This window comes from Paenibacillus sp. AN1007 (assembly GCF_040702995.1).
Lineage (GTDB): Bacteria > Bacillota > Bacilli > Paenibacillales > Paenibacillaceae > Paenibacillus.
The window spans coordinates 4,785,880-4,803,287 of record NZ_CP159992.1; the positions used below are offsets into that span (position 1 = coordinate 4,785,880).

12 protein-coding genes are annotated in these 17,408 nt (G+C 48.8%); 6 read left to right on the top strand and 6 right to left on the bottom strand.

Annotated features, from left to right (window positions below; genetic code table 11):
• Positions 1 to 21: 21 nt before the first annotated feature.
• The 4 genes from ABXS70_RS21580 to ABXS70_RS21595 all read left to right on the top strand — a co-directional run bounded on the left by ABXS70_RS21580 (position 22) and on the right by ABXS70_RS21595 (position 2,214).
• Entirely contained in the window at positions 22 to 240 is a 219-nt protein-coding gene (locus tag ABXS70_RS21580) for a hypothetical protein (RefSeq protein WP_342554338.1), read from the top strand.
• A gap of 25 nt (positions 241 to 265) precedes the next feature.
• Entirely contained in the window at positions 266 to 784 is a 519-nt protein-coding gene (locus ABXS70_RS21585; protein WP_342554337.1) for a HEAT repeat domain-containing protein, read from the top strand.
• Positions 781 to 1,194: a hypothetical protein gene (locus tag ABXS70_RS21590; RefSeq protein WP_342554336.1), complete on the top strand. Its 414-nt coding sequence runs from the start codon at positions 781 to 783 to the stop codon at positions 1,192 to 1,194. The genes ABXS70_RS21585 and ABXS70_RS21590 overlap by 4 nt, the downstream gene beginning before the upstream one ends.
• 231 nt (positions 1,195 to 1,425) lie before the next feature.
• Complete coding sequence (locus tag ABXS70_RS21595; RefSeq protein ID WP_342554335.1) at positions 1,426 to 2,214, top strand: formate/nitrite transporter family protein; 789 nt, start codon at positions 1,426 to 1,428, stop codon at positions 2,212 to 2,214.
• A 227-nt stretch (positions 2,215 to 2,441) separates the two neighbouring features.
• Here the strand turns inward: ABXS70_RS21595 and ABXS70_RS21600 are convergent, their stop codons facing one another.
• From ABXS70_RS21600 to ABXS70_RS21620, 5 genes are all read right to left on the bottom strand, one after another.
• Entirely contained in the window at positions 2,442 to 2,900 is a 459-nt protein-coding gene (locus ABXS70_RS21600; RefSeq protein ID WP_342556232.1) for a GNAT family N-acetyltransferase, read from the bottom strand.
• 243 nt (positions 2,901 to 3,143) lie between these two features.
• Entirely contained in the window at positions 3,144 to 8,120 is a 4,977-nt protein-coding gene (locus ABXS70_RS21605; protein ID WP_366290777.1) for a DUF4132 domain-containing protein, read from the bottom strand.
• A gap of 31 nt (positions 8,121 to 8,151) precedes the next feature.
• Positions 8,152 to 8,571: a hypothetical protein gene (locus tag ABXS70_RS21610; RefSeq protein WP_366290780.1), complete on the bottom strand. Its 420-nt coding sequence runs from the start codon at positions 8,569 to 8,571 to the stop codon at positions 8,152 to 8,154.
• Positions 8,572 to 8,900: 329 nt separating this feature from the next.
• Complete coding sequence (locus tag ABXS70_RS21615; protein WP_342554332.1) at positions 8,901 to 11,030, bottom strand: molybdopterin oxidoreductase family protein; 2,130 nt, start codon at positions 11,028 to 11,030, stop codon at positions 8,901 to 8,903.
• A gap of 38 nt (positions 11,031 to 11,068) precedes the next feature.
• Entirely contained in the window at positions 11,069 to 13,321 is a 2,253-nt protein-coding gene (locus ABXS70_RS21620) for an FAD-dependent oxidoreductase (protein ID WP_342554331.1), read from the bottom strand.
• Between the two features lie 532 nt (positions 13,322 to 13,853).
• On the opposite strand from ABXS70_RS21620, the gene ABXS70_RS21625 reads away from it, so the two are divergent.
• On the top strand, positions 13,854 to 15,086 hold the full coding sequence (locus tag ABXS70_RS21625) for a nitrate/nitrite transporter (protein WP_366290784.1): 1,233 nt from the start codon (positions 13,854 to 13,856) through the stop codon (positions 15,084 to 15,086).
• A gap of 89 nt (positions 15,087 to 15,175) precedes the next feature.
• Here ABXS70_RS21625 and fabF read toward each other — a convergent pair whose 3' ends face one another.
• Positions 15,176 to 16,414, bottom strand: a complete 1,239-nt coding sequence (gene fabF / locus ABXS70_RS21630; protein ID WP_342556231.1) for a beta-ketoacyl-ACP synthase II — start codon at positions 16,412 to 16,414, stop codon at positions 15,176 to 15,178.
• 144 nt (positions 16,415 to 16,558) lie between these two features.
• On the opposite strand from fabF, the gene ABXS70_RS21635 reads away from it, so the two are divergent.
• Positions 16,559 to 17,407: a helix-turn-helix transcriptional regulator gene (locus tag ABXS70_RS21635; protein WP_342554329.1), complete on the top strand. Its 849-nt coding sequence runs from the start codon at positions 16,559 to 16,561 to the stop codon at positions 17,405 to 17,407.
• Position 17,408: the final 1 nt, after the last annotated feature.

A 17,408-nucleotide genomic window follows, 5' to 3' on the forward strand; every position in this document is an offset into this window, starting at 1 on the left:
AATTATTCAGGAGGTATGATCATGCCAAATCATGAACATCTCATCGTGTTAGTTCGCAAAATTATGAATGCGGAAGGAACGGAAGAAGAGTTGGATGACATGTTAACAGAGGTGCAGCAGGCGCTGCCATATGCAGAGGTCAGTAATCTGATATTTTGGGATGAACGTGAATTAACCCCGGAGCAGGTTGTGGAGGAGGCTCTTCAAGCTCGCCCGATTCAACTCCCGCCCCAATCTTAAACTCATTCAGGAGGTGAAGGATATTATGTCTGCTGAAGAAATGCACAACCGTCTTATAGCTCTTGATTTGAACACAGCCGCTTCAGAAGATAAGCAGGAAGCACTCCGCCAGATCATCGAATTACATGATCCAGAACTCACTGCACAAGTCCTTGCTCTTGGTATGAATACACAGGAGGAAGATTTAGTACGTATTGAAGCTTGGCGAGCCCTCGGTATGGCGGAAACTTCTCCACTTTTGAATAATATCCGTGAAGCGGCAGGACAGCTGGTACGTAACTCGGAAGAGGACGAGGATGTGCAGATTTATGCTTTACAGGCGTTAGCCCTGCTCCCTGTAACCGATGCTGAAATTCAGCTCGCTCAGGAGGTTATTGAATCGGATGCCTACATCCTGGTTCAAAGTGCTGCTTTCGCTATTGTAAGAGCAAACAAACATATCCCGCAAGCTGTACTTGCGCTGGAATCACTTCAAACCCATCCCGAGTTCGGCGCTTCGGCAGCAAGGGAGCTTCAATCTAGATCAGGACGTGATGATCAATGAATTCAAGTAATGAACAGCAATCACAAGAGCAAGATGATGAACATTTAACAGAGGAAACCACTCAGGCGGTGTACCTTACTCAAGGCGAGATTCATGCCATTCAGAAGGCACTTCTTTTTCTCAAATTTGAATGTGAAGAGACCGAGTCTCTGCTGTACGCAGGCAGTCCTTTATTAAACAGTGTGCTGAGCAAAATGAGAGAAATCGATGTCCACGGCGAATTCGCCAAAACATTTCACTCGCGCCCTAACCCCCGTGCGGAAGCCGTTATGCGTGAGAAGCTGGAGCGCTCCTATGCCGAAGAGCATGTTCCGCATGAACGGACAGAAGCGCAGCTGGATGAAATTTGGCAGAGCTGCATGTTTCCTTTTCCCGTAAACCCATACAAACAAAAGTCTGATCCCGAATAGGTAAAGTCCTTCCCTCGCGGAAGGACACTTCACAACATTACTCTTTTTCCATGTAAAAAATCCCCCGTTGAATTTTCTAAAGATCATTCGTTACAGCACATATCCGCCCCGGATATTCCTTAATAACTCCTAATGCAAAGTTTAAATTCTTTCATTTCGTTAAGCTATTTAAACAAATTACAGGTATAATGTAGAAAACTTGGATGATTCATGACACACAGGAGGCGAATTATGGAAACGGAAGGTTTGCGGGGTGTGGAGCAGCTTGCTCTAAAGAAACATAAAATTTATAAACAAAGCCTGATTCGGTATCTGGCACGCTCCATGCTGGCCAGCATGTTCATTGGCTTCGGCGTAATTGTGGCATTTAAGACGGGCAATTTCTTCTATATGGAAGATTCCCCGTTTACATACCCTATGGCAGCCATTACGTTCGGTGCGGCAATTATTTTGATTGCCTATGGCGGTGGTGACTTATTTACAGGCAACACATTCTATTACACCTATGCGGCACTGCGCAAGAAACTGCGCTGGTTTGAAGTCGTCAAGCTGTGGGTTGCGAGCTACAGCGGGAATCTGATGGGTGCGGCGGTATTTGCCCTGCTGATCTACCTGACGGGACTGTTCGACTCAGCACAGGTGAATGGTTTTCTGCTGAGTGTGGTCGAGCACAAAATGGAAGCTCCTGCGATGCAGCTCTTTTTCCGCGGTATCCTCTGTAACTGGCTCGTGTGCCTAGCGTTCTTTGTGCCGATGTTCATGAAGGAGAACGGCGCCAAAATGTTTGCGATGATGCTCTTTGTATTCTGCTTTTTCATCTCGGGATATGAGCACAGCATCGCGAACATGTGTACATTCGCGATTGCGCTAGTGTTAAATCACCCGGGCACAATCTCTTTTGGCGGCGTAATTCACAACCTGGTACCGGTGACACTTGGCAATCTGGTGGGCGGCGTGCTGCTGATGGGCTTTATGTATTATGCAGTGAACAAACCCTTTCTGGACGAAGAGACACATTAAGATTTTCGAAAAAAACTCCCCTCTCTGCCCGGTCGAATGACTGCCGTTCATCGGTAAGAGAAACCCAAAACCCCAGGTGGAATCTCTTGATTAGAGATTCCACCTGGGGTTTTCCTTTTACCTGTCTTCATGCTGTAGATAATAGTCGTTTTTCAAGCAATCCTGTCATCAGCGTTTCCGTGTGATCATCATGGTTCTCTAGTTACAGCCAGATGATTCAACCTTATTCAAGCCTTAGCCTTCTTCATTTCCAGATGCAGCAGCGGGAAAGGATTGCCTGAGCTGTCCAGTTCAGAACGTCCCGTCTGAACAAAACCCAATTTTGAATAAAACCGGGCTGCATCTTCATTCTGTTCATTTACATCTACCCGAAGCTCCGTGCCCTTCATTTTCATCGTTTGAAAGACTAGAAATTTACCAACGCCCTGCCCCTGAAAATACTCATCTACAAACAGCATCTCAATAAAAGTATTGTCCAAGCCGATGAAACCGATGGGCTCCTGCTCGGTATCCAGCGCCTCCCAGACCTCCACCTGCTGCTGCTCCAAAGCTTCACTGACCATTTTTTTATAAAACAGGATATGATGCTCCTCCAGAAATGTATGTGTCGCCCGAACAGCGCGCTCCCAGATGGCTACCAGCTTGGCGTGATCCTGCTCCCGGTAAGGTACCATTAACATGTCTATTCCCTCTCCTTTGTCCAAAAGCATTATGCAGGTGCATCATTCCGAACTGCTCTAGTTCTCCAAAATGATGTATACCCGTTAATCCTGCGTATATTTTACCATGTCCTCCTTGCCCGGGCATCTCCAAACCAGCTGCAGCGTCACAGCTGCTCCTACGATCATGCAGCCTGTCTGCTGCAAGAAAAGAGCACAGCCCCCGCAGACCGCCCTATACGAGGCGATCTGTAGGCTGTGCACTTCATGTTATGTGTGCTGCAGCTGTGCGAGAATCTGCGGATCTTTAATCTTCTTATCTTCAGCCAGCAGTACAATCTTGGACAAAATCTCGGCCGTTCTTGGGTCTTCATCCAGAAACGGCAGGAAGATCCGACCACGATGCTGGCTTTGTACAGGCACAATGTACAATGCACCGGATGCCTGTTTGAAGACATTGCCGCTGCCCAAATGAACTGCATATTCACCCAGTTCACCGTCGATTCGTGCATAATTCCCGTCCAGACGAACATTGTTTATCTTGAGCAGGCGCAGAGATTCATTCACAATGACATGACGCATCTCAATCGTTGTCAGGCTGGCCTCCGGATCAACTCCGCCAACATGGGCGATGCTGACAACCAGATCAATATCACGCATGACTTCAGAGAAGAATACGGATGGTACATCCTTCAGCTCCACAGGCTTATAGGTGCGGCGATCATAAAATTGAACTGTCTCCAGCGTAGGTGCTTCTGTATCGGCAGGAGAGAACCAATCAGCCATCGCATAGAGGTTAGCGATCAGATTGTACTCATAACTTACCTTTTGCAGACCCTCCTCATAACTTACGGTCCACTGACGTCCTTTCAACAGGCTTACCGTTTTATTCGGCTGAATCTGATATCCCGCATATCGGCGAGATACTGTGCCTTGAGCAAGCTCATCTTCATTAGGCAGGTACAGTTCGCGGAAAACCTGCTTAAACGGCTGACGCTCCTGACGATTGAACAGATCGCGCTGGAACTCGCTCCACCTGCCGCTCTGATACAGATGCAGCGGATGTGCAATCAACAGCGGATCCTCTTCCTTCAAGGCATGAATCATTTCTTCGGCCCCTGGAGCAAGCAGCCCACCAGAGGCGGCATCGAATCGTCCCAGCTGTTCACCCGACTTGAAAATCAACGTCCTGAGCAGCGGCCGAATAACGGGATTGTTCATCAGACTTGCAATCTCCTGACGCGTAAAGGCCGTGCCTGCGACCATGGAGCGTTCCAATTCCAGCCTAGCCCGCCGATACTGATCCACAAGATCGGATTTCAACTCTTTCAATGCTGCAATATAACCATCTTTTTTGAAGCGAGCCGGTACAGATTTCAGCACTTTGCCTTTGCTGACAACAATCAGATCGGACTGCCCTTCCTCATTAATGACGAGTTGAGCCGTCGTATCGTCATCCAGTGCATGCGGTTCGAAATAAGCTTTCATCTCATCCAGCTTACGTGCCTCCATATCCCACATGAGACGTGTCACATCAGCATAACCTGCGTTCCGTGCAAGGTTACCCAGTGCAATCTGGGACGCCAGTCCTTCGCTGGCACGGCGCTGCGCCCCATACTGCTTGCTCTGCAGCTGGAACTTCTGGATAAAATCATAACGCTCCCTTAGATCCTGATCCCGTTCCCCCGCCAGCGGAATCAGACTGTAGGTCAACAAGTGATCCTTGTTGCGCTTATCGGCAACCGAATCATGCATGTCTTTCAGACTGAGCTTGCCAAGTGCAGCATCTGCGAATAATTGAGATCTTCGATGATTGGACCCACCGGAGATATATTTGGCACAATCGTACAGCAGGTTGAAGCGTTCTTCCCCAACCGCAGCATAAGCCTCTTCAAACCAGGCGATATCGAAGGCCCCGTCATTAAAATCCTGCGGCGTAATGGGTGAATAGTGGGCGACAATGGTTTCCTTCTCTGCACTGAACTGTTCATTGATGTGAGCATGGAAGTACCATGCAGCACTGCGGAGCCCTTCCCAGTTCAGATACTTCGCCACAAGTTCCATCCATTGCGGTGCATACATCGCGGCCTCCAGCAGCTTTTTCTCCTTAACCGGATATTTCTGCAGCAGCACCGCCAGCAGCTGTTCATCCTCCCCGGCACGTGGATGACAATGCTTAATGAGATAGCTGAACGTTTCTTTACGGGTCGTGCTTCCTTCACTATAGCTGTAGATATAACCACGAACAAAAGTATCCTGATCCATGGCAGAGACCAGATGTACCCAATGCTCCATGCCCTCGATTCGTTCCAACTTCATGGCCAGGGGACTAACTTCAGTGGACAGCTCTCCCCGAGTGAGCTCGATCTCCAGAATTCGGTTTACGACCGTATCTCGCAGGTGAATCAGCTTGGGATCATCTTTAATCCGCTCCGTACGAGCTGATGTCATATCACGGATAAATAGATAACGCTGCTGTCCAGCCATCAATTGACGGCAGATCTCCTGCTCATCAATCAGTTCTAACTGATATGCTCGCAGGAAATCATCGAGTGACAGGGGAGACATCGGATAATACGGCTCGGCCAGATGAGAGAATTGATATGCTGTCTGGAAATATCGCTTGAAGCTCGCATCGTCATATACGGTATTCCTAACGATATATTTCCACGGATCTGTCAGAATCTGAAGCATACCCAATTCCTTCTCCATTTGCTCTGCAGGCATACTTGAAATTATCGAAGCCCAAGCCTTTTCTGCACGCTCGAAGATTTCAGCTGCATCACAATCCAGGAACGCAGCCGAGATCAGTCCATGAACCTGATCCTTATATGGAAGTGTACCGATCATCTCATGCAGCTTCAGTACATCGTTTAATGCATAGGTCTCTTCGGCAAATATTTTGCGCCAACCCTCCAGTAAAGGGATTTTTCTTAATTCATCATAATCATACTGCTCTCGATAAAGAGAGTAATGTTCATCCAGTTTGCTGTTCAGCCTGCCTAATTGGAGTTCGACATAGAGCTGCAGCAGTTCGATGCTGCTAAGTCCGCTCTGCTTAAAAAATTCTTTCCACGCTTCAGCGAGTGGAAACTGATCCAGCTGTTTTATTTTTGCCCGCTCTGCATAAGGAACCTTGGAGCGAAGGTTGGTTCCAACGAGTAAAGTATCTTTATACCCTGCATAATACTCCACCACATATTCATGCTCCCTGTGCTCATGAACCAATTCATTTAACTCTTTGAGGAATATACTGATCCTGTCCAGAGTTACATCAAAAATATCCTTCGGTTTGCAGCCGGAAAGATTACGTTCTTCATCCAACAGCGGCTGTCGATCGTTTGGATCAAATAAACCATATCCATTGGAGGCCGTGTAACGACTTCCTTCATCCAGCAGTTTGTCGAGCAGCTTCTGTTCCTTGGCTGTAGGCTTCTCCAGTTCTTCTGCAAACGGCTTGAGCTGTTCCAACTGTTCTGCCCGTTCTGCATCCGTTTTGATCTCCGTTAACAGTTCAAGTGCACCCAGACGCTGCAGCTCGATCTTGGACTTCAGCAAACGCTGAACCGAATCCTTCAACTTTTCAACCGGCTGCAGCAGCAGAACTTGAATCACCTTTTGCCGGAGCGATCCTGTTTTCAGTTTTAACAGTACTTCCATCTGCTGCATCTCATCTGCGGTTAACATTAACTTCTTCACTTTTTTCAGTGCACTTTCACGATTGCTCATGCTTTTATCAGATAAACTCTCAAAAATAAACTGGCGCTGTATCTCATGATCCGGCTCCTGTACAAATTGAGACAAGAGCTCGCCGCGCATCTCTGAACTTAATCGATCTTTGAGAGCGATAATTTCACCAATCCATTCGGCATCCATATCATAAGCGGCCAAATACAACATTTTTTTGATGACATCATCAAGATCGATTCGATAATGGACAAAATCCAGCACTCCAGAAGGCCCACTTGAACCGCCCTTTGGAATGAAATGCAGCATCTGTTTGAATTGATCAAAATCATGGCGGCGTGCCTGTTTATCTTCAAGCACATCCCAGCGAGGAACATAGACACTGCGCTGATGCTCTCCCTCTTCAAAACTCCAATTATGCACATACTCTGCCGTATAATTTTTCACAACCCAGTGCATCAGTTCCGGGTGCTGCACATCCAAATGATTGCGCGCCACAGCAAGACGAAGCCCCAGATACTGACTATTCGCGAGAACGTACTGGGCCGCGATCTTTTGATACAATTCTCCCTCATCCATGATCTGTGCAGCCTTATGCTGCAAATCACGTTCTTCAATGACTGCCGCTGCCCATAGGCTGATATACAATTTATTGGCATTTTTTTCCTGAAGCCATGCCTCACGAATCTCTTCATTTACAAGAGCCTCATAGGCTTGTTCGAGTAATTGTGCTGCCACGCGCTGGTTGGCCGCCTCAATGCCGATCCCTGTCCATACCCCCAGCGCTCTTACGACAGAACTGAACCGAATCAGATTGTTGTCCAGAATTATTTTTAGTATGTAAATATACGCTTCAAGTGTGCCTTCGTCCATCCGTTCCACAATGCTCTGGCGAAGTCCTTCCTGCAGCCGTGCTGCAACAAGCAGCTCCCCCACCATCTGATAGGCGTCTGCCTGTTCGCTCATAAAGATTCCTTTAATCATCTCACCAGTTAGTAAGGCAGCCTGGTTATCGCCATAGATAATGTCGTGCAGTGCCTGTTTGACTTCAGCGTTCGAATGATCCAGTTCATAGGCAATACAGTCTGGTATTACCGTACGAAATTCATGCTGATGAAGCATGTTTGGCTCGCGAAGGGTCAAATACTCCGTCAGATTAAACCCTCTAGCCTCCATGCGAAACAAACCGAGCAGCTTGCGCAGCACGTGAATGACATGTTGTCTGGGATCGGATGTCCGGAATGGTCTGCGTTCATAGCTTGTACTATATGGATAGAGCGTCGCCCCCTCAGCAATATAGCGGAATTTAGCAGCAAAACTCTCAGAGGTCAGATGTTCGAGCACCTCAAGGATTGGCTGGAATAACGACTGCTGCGTCTCCATTGCAAGGTTGGTAAGCTGTTTTTCTGTATTTAAATAGTCTCCTTCATCCCCACGCAAGTATGTTGACTCTGCCAGCGTTACCATGTATTTCGCTATTTCCAGCTTCGTGCCTGTAAGCGTATCTGCTTTTTCCCGCAATCCCTCAACGTACACTTCTGCCTGCTCTTCCTGATTCATCCCATTCTCCTCCTTGTTATTCTGCTTCTGCCTACCACAGACGCCCGGCCAGCATCGTAAAGCGGATAAATGTCACATTGGCATCATTCTCTATGCTCAGCGGCTCATCCAGTTGATCCAGCTCTTTATCATTCAGAAATACTCTGTACAGCCCGTCTTCATATGCAAGGATCGCAGCTCCCTTCGCCTCGCTAAGATCGGGAATGCCCTCCCCATGTACCGCGCCAAAGCCCACTTTACCCGCAGCACCCTGCGCATCGATGTCTTCCGGCATAAGATAGACAAGCATCTCTGCTGCATCCTTTCTCTTCCGATAAGCCTCGACCTGCAGTTCAACCATATTCTCAATGAGCAGCCGAAGTGTGCGGGTTGTTTCCGGAAGTTCCAATATTTGTTTGGCGAGAGCCGGCCTGCGTTTGCCCAGACTTTTCACCGTAATCCATACTTTCAATACACTGCGCCTCCTCTCATCCCTTTGTCAGATAACCAATTTATCCCAAATACCTGCAATCTTCTACAAACATGAGTTAATACCCGAATAATCATCCTATTAAAACAAACAAAATACGTACATATGTACCCCTAATGAACATCATAACCAAAATACCAGTCTCTTTCATGGGCCCATTTTCATATTTACCTCGAACCTGCGAACTAATGAGAAACTTGCACATAAAACGCAAAAAAACCGCTCCATCCCGCATAAATCAGGAGATGGGCGGTCTCATATCCTCTAACAGTTCAATGCATGCCGTTTATTACGCGAATTAAAAAAGCTTGTTATACCAGCCGCATAGGTTTAATGGCTGCCGCAGTCGTCTTAAAACCGGGCATCCGGCAGTGGGGGTCCAGTTCCGGTCTCGTTGCCCGGTTCACATTCTGCATACCACCCCAGTGCATCGGTACAAACAGCGTATCCTCCCTTATCGATTCTCTGACTCGCGAGCGTACAGCGAAACTGCCGTAGGCCGACTGAATCTCTACCCACTCACCGTCACGAATACGATGACGCGCTGCCGTCGACGGGTGAAGCTCAACAAAGTTCTCCAGTTCGCGAGCCGCCAGTGCCGGACTTCGCCTTGTCTGCACACCGGTCAGGTAATGAGGAAGAATTCGGCCATTCGTCAAGATTAGGGGAAAAGCTTCCGAGTTGTTATCCCATCCTTCACTTGAACCCAAGGTAAACACGGCTTTTCCGTCAGCATGGGCGAATCGATCATAAAATAACAGCCCTTCTCCCTGGTCATCTATGGAAGGACAAGGCCAGAATACCCCCTGCTCGTTACGCAGACGTTCATAGGTGATTCCATAATAGTCCGCTGTTCCGCCGCGACTTGCAATTCGCAATTCATCGAATATATCCTCAGCTTTCGTGTATTGGAACAGCGAACCTTTGCCCAGCTGCGCAGCAATCCGGCATAAAATGTCCCAATCATCCAGCGTTTCACCCGGTGCAGCCCTTCCCTTTTCCCGCAGCAGTACTCGCCCCTCCAGATTCGTGAGTGTACCTTCATTCTCCATATAGGCTGTTACGGGCAGCACAAGATCAGCCATTCTCGCTGTCTCGGATAGAAACATATCGGCAACAACCAGGAAATCAAGCCTGCGCAGCCCTTCCTCCACCAAGCGTACATTAGGATTCGAAACCACCGGATTGGAGCCCACAACGAGCAGAGCACGGATGTCCTGATCATGGATTTTTTCCATCATCTCATAAGCTGATACACCTTTGCCTGGCAAAAGAGCAGGATCTACATCCCAAACAGACGCAATATATGCACGATCCTGCTCATTCTCAATAGAACGGTAACCCGGCAGCTGATCTGACTTCTGCCCATGCTCCCTTCCCCCCTGTCCGTTACCCTGCCCGGTAACAGCCCCATATCCACAACCGGCTCTGCCAATCTTGCCAGTTGCCAGTACCAGATTCAGGAAATGACGAACAGCCATATGTCCGTCCGTTTGCTGCTCTACCCCGCGTGCCGTCATAATCATGCCGGTCTGTGCTTCACCGTAGGCCATCGCCGCCTGACGGATCTTCTCCAGTTCAACTCCGCATGCTGCTGCGGCCTGTTCCAGCTTCAGCTCTTTCATCTCCTGTACCAGCTGCTCATATCCGGTTGTTCGCTCTTGAACAAATCGGGAATCTGTCAATCCGGCATCCATGATGACCTTCAGCATTGTATCAGCCAGCAGTGAATCCATACCAGGCTTTACCTGAAGGTGCAGATCAGCAATGGCTGCGGTCGCCGTCCTTCGCGGATCAATCACAATAATAAACGTCCCATTATCCTTGGCCTCATTAAAGTAAGGCAAAAGTGTTGGCTGACATTCGGCTATATTTGTTCCTGCCAGAATAATGCAGCCGGCTTTGGGAATATCGGACAGTGGAAAGGTTAAACCGCGGTCCATTCCAAACACTTTGCTCCCGGCGGAAGCTGCTGCTGACATGCAGAAGCGGCCGTTATAGTCGATGTATTTACTTCCTAGAGCCACTCGTGTGAATTTGCCAAGCAAATATGCGGTTTCATTGGTCAACGAGCCGCCGCCATATACTCCGACAGTATGGGGACCGTAGGTATGCTGAAGCTGCCGCAGACGATCAGCAATCGTCTGAATCGCCTCCTCCCATGTACAGGGCTCCAGTTCTCCCTGGCGGCGGATGAGCGGATACATCAGACGCTCGGAACTGAATACCTGCTGGTGAGCGTTCATGCCCTTCACACACAGGCGGCCCTGTGAAGCCTTATTGGGTACGCCCTGAACCCTGTACTCTGCTGGTCTCTGACCTGCAGCAGGAGCGGCAAGCTCTTCGACTGACATCCTGCACTGCACGCTGCAGTAAGGACATTGGGTTTCTTTTACATATAACCTTGATGCAGCTTGTTCCGTATTCACTGCTTCCATCATGATCCACTCCTGCCTTCCCGGGTTATATATTTAAGTCTTTATGCTTCTACCTGAACACTGGGTACTTCGATGGATATCCGTTCCGCCTGTGCAGCATCAACGCCGCGTTCCTGTTCACGAATGAATCCGAGTTCGTGCTGCAGGCGTGTATCCAAAAGCGTTTCCCGAATCAGCATGATGCCAAGTCGTTCCGTCCACATCCATAACGGTTCATCAAACCAAGCCGTCTGCCGATACCACTGCAGACAGGCTGACGAGAGATCAGCGGCCTGCTGCGCTGAATCAGCTGTGCCCAGCAGCAGACCTTCTTTCACCGGATGTCCTGCATGGCCTCCAGCATAAATCTCCCATCCAGCCGGGGAAGCCAGCAGACCTATGTCTGCCACCAGCGCACTCACCGGAGAACGAATACCCGAGGCAATACCTATGTTGACTTGGGACGGCATCACTGCATTTTTCCACATGATGCGAAGCTGAGTCTCTAGATCACCTGCAGCAGTGCTGGAAGCCAATGATGAAATGTGGTGATCCGAATAGAGGTGTATCCCCTGATGATGTTCCAGTCCTGTTTTCAATTCTTTTTCAACGGAGTACGGTATGAGTCTTGAGATATGAGCATAATAGCGAACTGCAGGAAGGCATACGGAGCAGCCAAGTTCGGACTGCCATTTCAGCTGCTTCAGAAGCGAAGTGAATTGTTTTTCGCCAACGGGGGCGACCCCAGACTCTAAATTCGGGCTTCTGGTTTTGTCCGGATCTGCTGTCACCATAACATCCAATCGACGTTTAAGCTCTTCATGACCCATGTCGGTGCAGCGGCATACAGGCATTACGGTAGACTTTTTTTCCGCAGCATCTGCATCTGCACTTATATCTGCACCTCCATCACGCTTCACGCGTTGAGCGTGTTTCAGCAGGGCAGCCACCATGGGTTTGCATCCACCGCATGAACCTGAAGCTTTGGTTTGCTGTTTCACTTGTTCGACAGTCTCCAGCCCCCGCTCCTGAATGGCCTTCAGAATCGCTGCTTTGGTTACATTGCTGCAGGCACATACCGTATCCTGACTTGGAAGCGCAGCTGCGGCTGTCTCTGCTGGGTCTGGGACATCTTCCCGGGGAGCAAGCTCGGCTATATCTGCTCCGCGCCGCACAAGACCAAGCAGAGCCGTGCCTTCAACCGTGTTTCCAAACAGTATGGCACCTCTAATCCTGCCAGCCTGCATCAGCACTTTTTTGTACGTGCCTTGAATGCCATCCAAATGCTGAACTGCCGTCTGCAGCAGGTCGCCGCTGATCTCCCCTGCCGAGAAGACATCCACACCCGACACTTTCAGCTGTGAATACGGGACAGAACCTGCATACCCGGGAATCTCCTGTCCGCATAACGTACGCGCCAGCACCTTCCCCTGCTCATACAGCGGTGCTACCAGACCATAACTGATGCCCCGATGCTCTGCACATTCTCCAACGGCATATATATCCGGCACACTGGTACGCATATAATCGTCGACTACAACAGCACGTTGTGTGGCGATGCCGCTTCTCCTGGCTAAATCCACATTCGGCCGAATCCCGACAGCGACAATAACCACCTGTGCCTCAAGCTTCGAACCATCTGTGAACAGAAGTCCCTGCGCTTGTGAACGTCCGGTGATTTTCTGCGTGTTTTTATTTAAAAGAAAGGACATGCCCTGAGCTTCAAGCTCAGCCTGAAGCATCGATGCAGCCTCGTAATCCAGCTGCCGGTTCATAATATAAGGCGCATTATGAACCACCACCGCTTCCATACCCAGATGCAGCAGTCCCCGTGCAGCTTCCAGCCCAAGCAGTCCGCCGCCGATGACAGCTGCTTTACGATATTCTTTGGAGTACTTGGCCATACGAGTGCAGTCATCGATCGTCCGGAAGGACATGACACGTTCCTTATCCATCCCAGGGATCGGCGGAATAAACGGGGAAGAACCTGTTGCGAGAATCAATATGTCGTACGTTTCCCGTTTGCCAGATTCCGTTTCAATGAATTTGTCACGAGGCTCGATCCGATGCACGGTTTCCCCCGTACAAAGCCTTATTTTACGTTCCGCATACCAGGTCCAGTCATTCATAATGATATCCTGTATGGAATGCTCACCTTGGAGAACTTTGGATAACATAATGCGATTGTAGTTAGGCCGGGGTTCTGTTCCGTAGATCACAATCTCATACGCATTCGGCTCCAGGTTAATAATCTCTTCCACACATTTCACTCCTGCCATGCCGTTGCCGACTACGACCAATTTCTTTCTGCTCATGGGCACTCCCCCTATCGCTTTTACATCTGCAAATAAAACAGAACTGCCTATCTCTGATCGACCCGGAACCATTCCTTCTCCCGATTTAAAACACAATAACCCCTTTTTCGATTTAAAGCACAATAACCCCTTTTTCCGATTTAAAGCACAATAACCCCTTTTCCATTAAGGGAAAAGGGGCACCATTGCCTCCGAGCTCTACACGCCATTGTGCAGATTTTTATTAAATTAAGATTAATTGAATCCAAAGTACATGTCAACTAATTTGACACCAAAAGCAATATTCATGCGAAAAAATAATTATTTTAAAATTTAATGTTATTTTTATTGACATTATCTTTTTCCCTTTTTATAATTTGAATCAAAATCACAGCGATGTGATCATCTCAGGAGCGGGACACAAAGACGTGTACCGCCTGTCGGCAGCGGGGCCGCAAATCGTTCTGGATCAGGACGACTTGCGGCCTTTTTCTGCCTGAATGAACACGTAGAGACATAATAAAGAACCTACTTGGATGAGGAGCGATGAGGAATGGTAGAGAGCAAAAGTTTTTGGAAAAGCGGGCATAAGCCCACGCTGTTCGGAGCATTTATGTATTTTGACATCAGTTTTATGATCTGGGGGATGCTCGGTCCGCTTGCTGTAATTATTGCCATGGATTATCCGATGACCCCATTGGAAAAAGCAAATTTGGTCGCCCTGCCCATTCTCGGGGGTTCCATTCTGCGGCTTGTGCTTGGTTTCATGTCCGACTATATCGGTCCCAAATTAACCGCACAGATTGGCATGTTATTGACACTTGTTCCATTGCTGCTGGGCTGGTTATGGGTTGATTCCCTCAGTCAGCTCTATGTCGTGGCTCTTCTGCTTGGCGTAGCGGGTGCTTCATTTGCAGCGGCACTACCGCTTGCAGGCCAGTGGTATCCAAAAGAACACCAAGGTCTTGCCATGGGTATAGCCGGGGCAGGTAACAGCGGAACGGTACTCGCCACCTTATTCGCTAACCGTCTTGCCACTCACTTTGGCAGTTGGGAGATCGTTTTTGGACTCGCAATCATTCCGATTGTAATCGTCTTTATCCTATTTTCCCTCTTTGCCAAGAATAGTCCGAATCGTCCAGAGCCCAAAAAGCTGTCTCAATACAGTTCGCTGCTTAAACAAAAAGATGCATGGGTCTTCTGTGCATTCTATTGTGTCACTTTCGGAGGTTTCGTTGGCCTCTGTAACTATCTGACCATTTTCTTTAATACCCAATACGGCCTTTCTGCAGTGCATGCCGCCGACATTACGACGTTCTGTGTGATTGCAGGCAGTTTCTTCCGGCCTGTTGGCGGTTTTCTGGCTGATAAAATGGGTGGAACCCGAATGCTGACTTTTCTATACTCAGGCGCCTGCATCATGCTTCTCGGCGTATCCTTCCTGCCCCCTCTTCCTGTAGTGATCGTCATGCTGTTCCTGGGTATGATGTGCCTTGGGGCTGGAAACGGATCTGTATTTCAATTAGTTCCGCAGCGTTTCGGAAGCGAGATCGGTCTGATGACAGGCATCGTCGGTGCTGCCGGCGGATTGGGCGGCTACGCCCTGCCGCTCATTCTGGGCCAGCTGTACAGCACATATCAATCTTACACGCCAGGCTTTATTATTCTTAGTCTCATTGCTGCCGCATCCTTGTGCCTTGTACTCTTTATGCAATCCCGCTGGCGTGTAAGCTGGCTGAACAGAGGGAGCACAGGCATAGCCGATTCAACCTCGCTGACGTCCTGATTCTCTACCTGCACAAACAAACAGCAGCACAGCCAGATAGGCAGTGCTGCTGTTTGTTCTAATACAACCTACTATTCAACCCTTTCTGCTCATGCCGAGTACTTCTGAAGAATAATAACTGCATTATGCCCGCCAAATCCAAAGGAATTGGATATGCCAATCTGTAAATCCGCTTCTCTCGCTGTATTCGGGACGTAATCCAGATCACATTCAGGGTCCTGCTGCTCCTGATTAATCGTAGGCGGGATAATACCATGCCTCAGCGTTTGGACTAGAGATATTGCCTCAGCTCCTCCTGCGGCACCGAGCATATGTCCGGTCATCGATTTGTTCGCTGTAATTGGAATACGATAGGCACTCTCTCCAAAAAGCTGTTTGATCGCTCTGGTCTCAGAGAGATCACCTGCCTCTGTACTGGTCGCATGGGCGTTAATGACATCAATATCTCCGGGCTGCAGCTGTGCGTCTCGCAGTGCTGCCTTCATGGCCAGATAAGCTCCCCTTCCTTCCGGGTGAGTCGCCACCATATGATACGCATCCGAAGAAGCTCCGTATCCGGTAACTTCAGCGAGAATATTCGCGCCTCTTGCCAGTGCATGAGACAGGGATTCCACAACCAGAATACCAGCTCCCTCTGCCATGACAAACCCGTCTCTGCCTGCGTCAAACGGCCGGCTTGCGGCTGTAAAAGCTTCATTTCTAGTCGATAATGCCGTAGCATTGCTGAAGCTGGCGAGGGATATCTCTGTCACCGCTGCTTCCGTTCCTCCAGCAAAAATGACATCTGCTCCTCCGTGACGAATCAGCCGGTAGGCTTCGCCAATGGCTGTGTTGCCAATGGAACAAGCCGTAACCGGGGAGAGCGTAGGCCCCCAGCATCCAAACCTCATACTGACTGCGGCTGCCGCCATATTGGATATCATCATGGGTACAAGCGTCGGGCTAACTCGCGATGCTCCCCGTTCCGATAAAATGCTGCCCTGATCCATCAAAGTTTGAATCCCGCCGATGCCCGAGCCGATATATACACCGATCCGCTCCCGGTCTAGTGACTCCAGCACAAGACCTGAATCTGCTAACGCCTGATCTGCAGCCGCAGCAGCAAACTGCACAAAGCGATCCATACGCCTTGCCTCCTTACGACCAAATCGAGCTTCACCATCAAAATCAAGAACCATACCAGCGATTCTCGTTTTATACAGCGCACTGTCCAGATGTTGAATCGGGGTGATTCCCGATTTCCCTTCCTTCAATGCGTTCCAGAATGTATCCACATCATTGCCGAGCGGAGAAATCACACCCATTCCTGTAATCACGACACGTTCCATACTCATATTATTTTCCTCCTTGAACGATCTTCACTTGTGAAATAAAGCTTATGTATTCATAGTGCCATTTCTATATATCCTATTACAAGTTGTCATTTATCATAGTATAATGACTACCATGATAAACAGATTGAAGGTGATCCTATGAGTGAAACGAATCGATTGCAAGCCCTGTCTGCTTTTTTAAAAACACAGCGCTCCAAGCTCTCTCCGGAATCGGTTGGCTTGCCTGCCAGCGGCAGGCGAAGAACTCCCGGACTGAGAAGAGAGGAAGTAGCACAGCTCGCGGGTGTGAGCACAACCTGGTATACCTGGTTGGAACAAGGGCGGAGCATCCAGGTTTCACATTCCGTACTGGACAGCATTGCTTCTGCACTCAGACTCACTGCGGATGAACGCAAATATTTATTTTCGCTGGCTGTGGAGCATTATTCAGATCTGCCTGTACCGGAACCGGAAACACTGCAGCTTCATCCGTCATTGCAAAAAATTTTGCAAGAACTGCGGTATTGTCCCACCATCATTTCAGATCGACGCTGTTTTATCGTAGGCTGGAACGAAGCTGCCGCACAAGTTTTTATGAACTTTGAACAGATTCCTTTCGAGCAGCGCAACATGATCAGTCTGCTGTTTGACCGAAAAGAGCTGCGCAGACTTGCAGTGAACTGGGAGGACTTTGTCAGCGGATTTTTATCTATTTTTCGCGGCTATTATGGTCGTTATGTCGACGATGAATGGTATAATCTATTTTTGGATGATATGATGAGCCGCCACTCCGATTTTCAGTCCTTGTGGAAACAAAGCAGCGTAAGCAGTGCTCCTGATGTTTGGATCGAGTTCAGACATTCCAAAGCAGGTAAAATGTTATTTGACCTGACTTCATTACAAGTTCAAGGCAATTCCGATCTGCGATGCAGCATCTATACACCAGCACCTGAAACGGCAACGGAGCGAAAATTAATGCAGCTGCTTGAACGCAAAAATGAATCCTGAA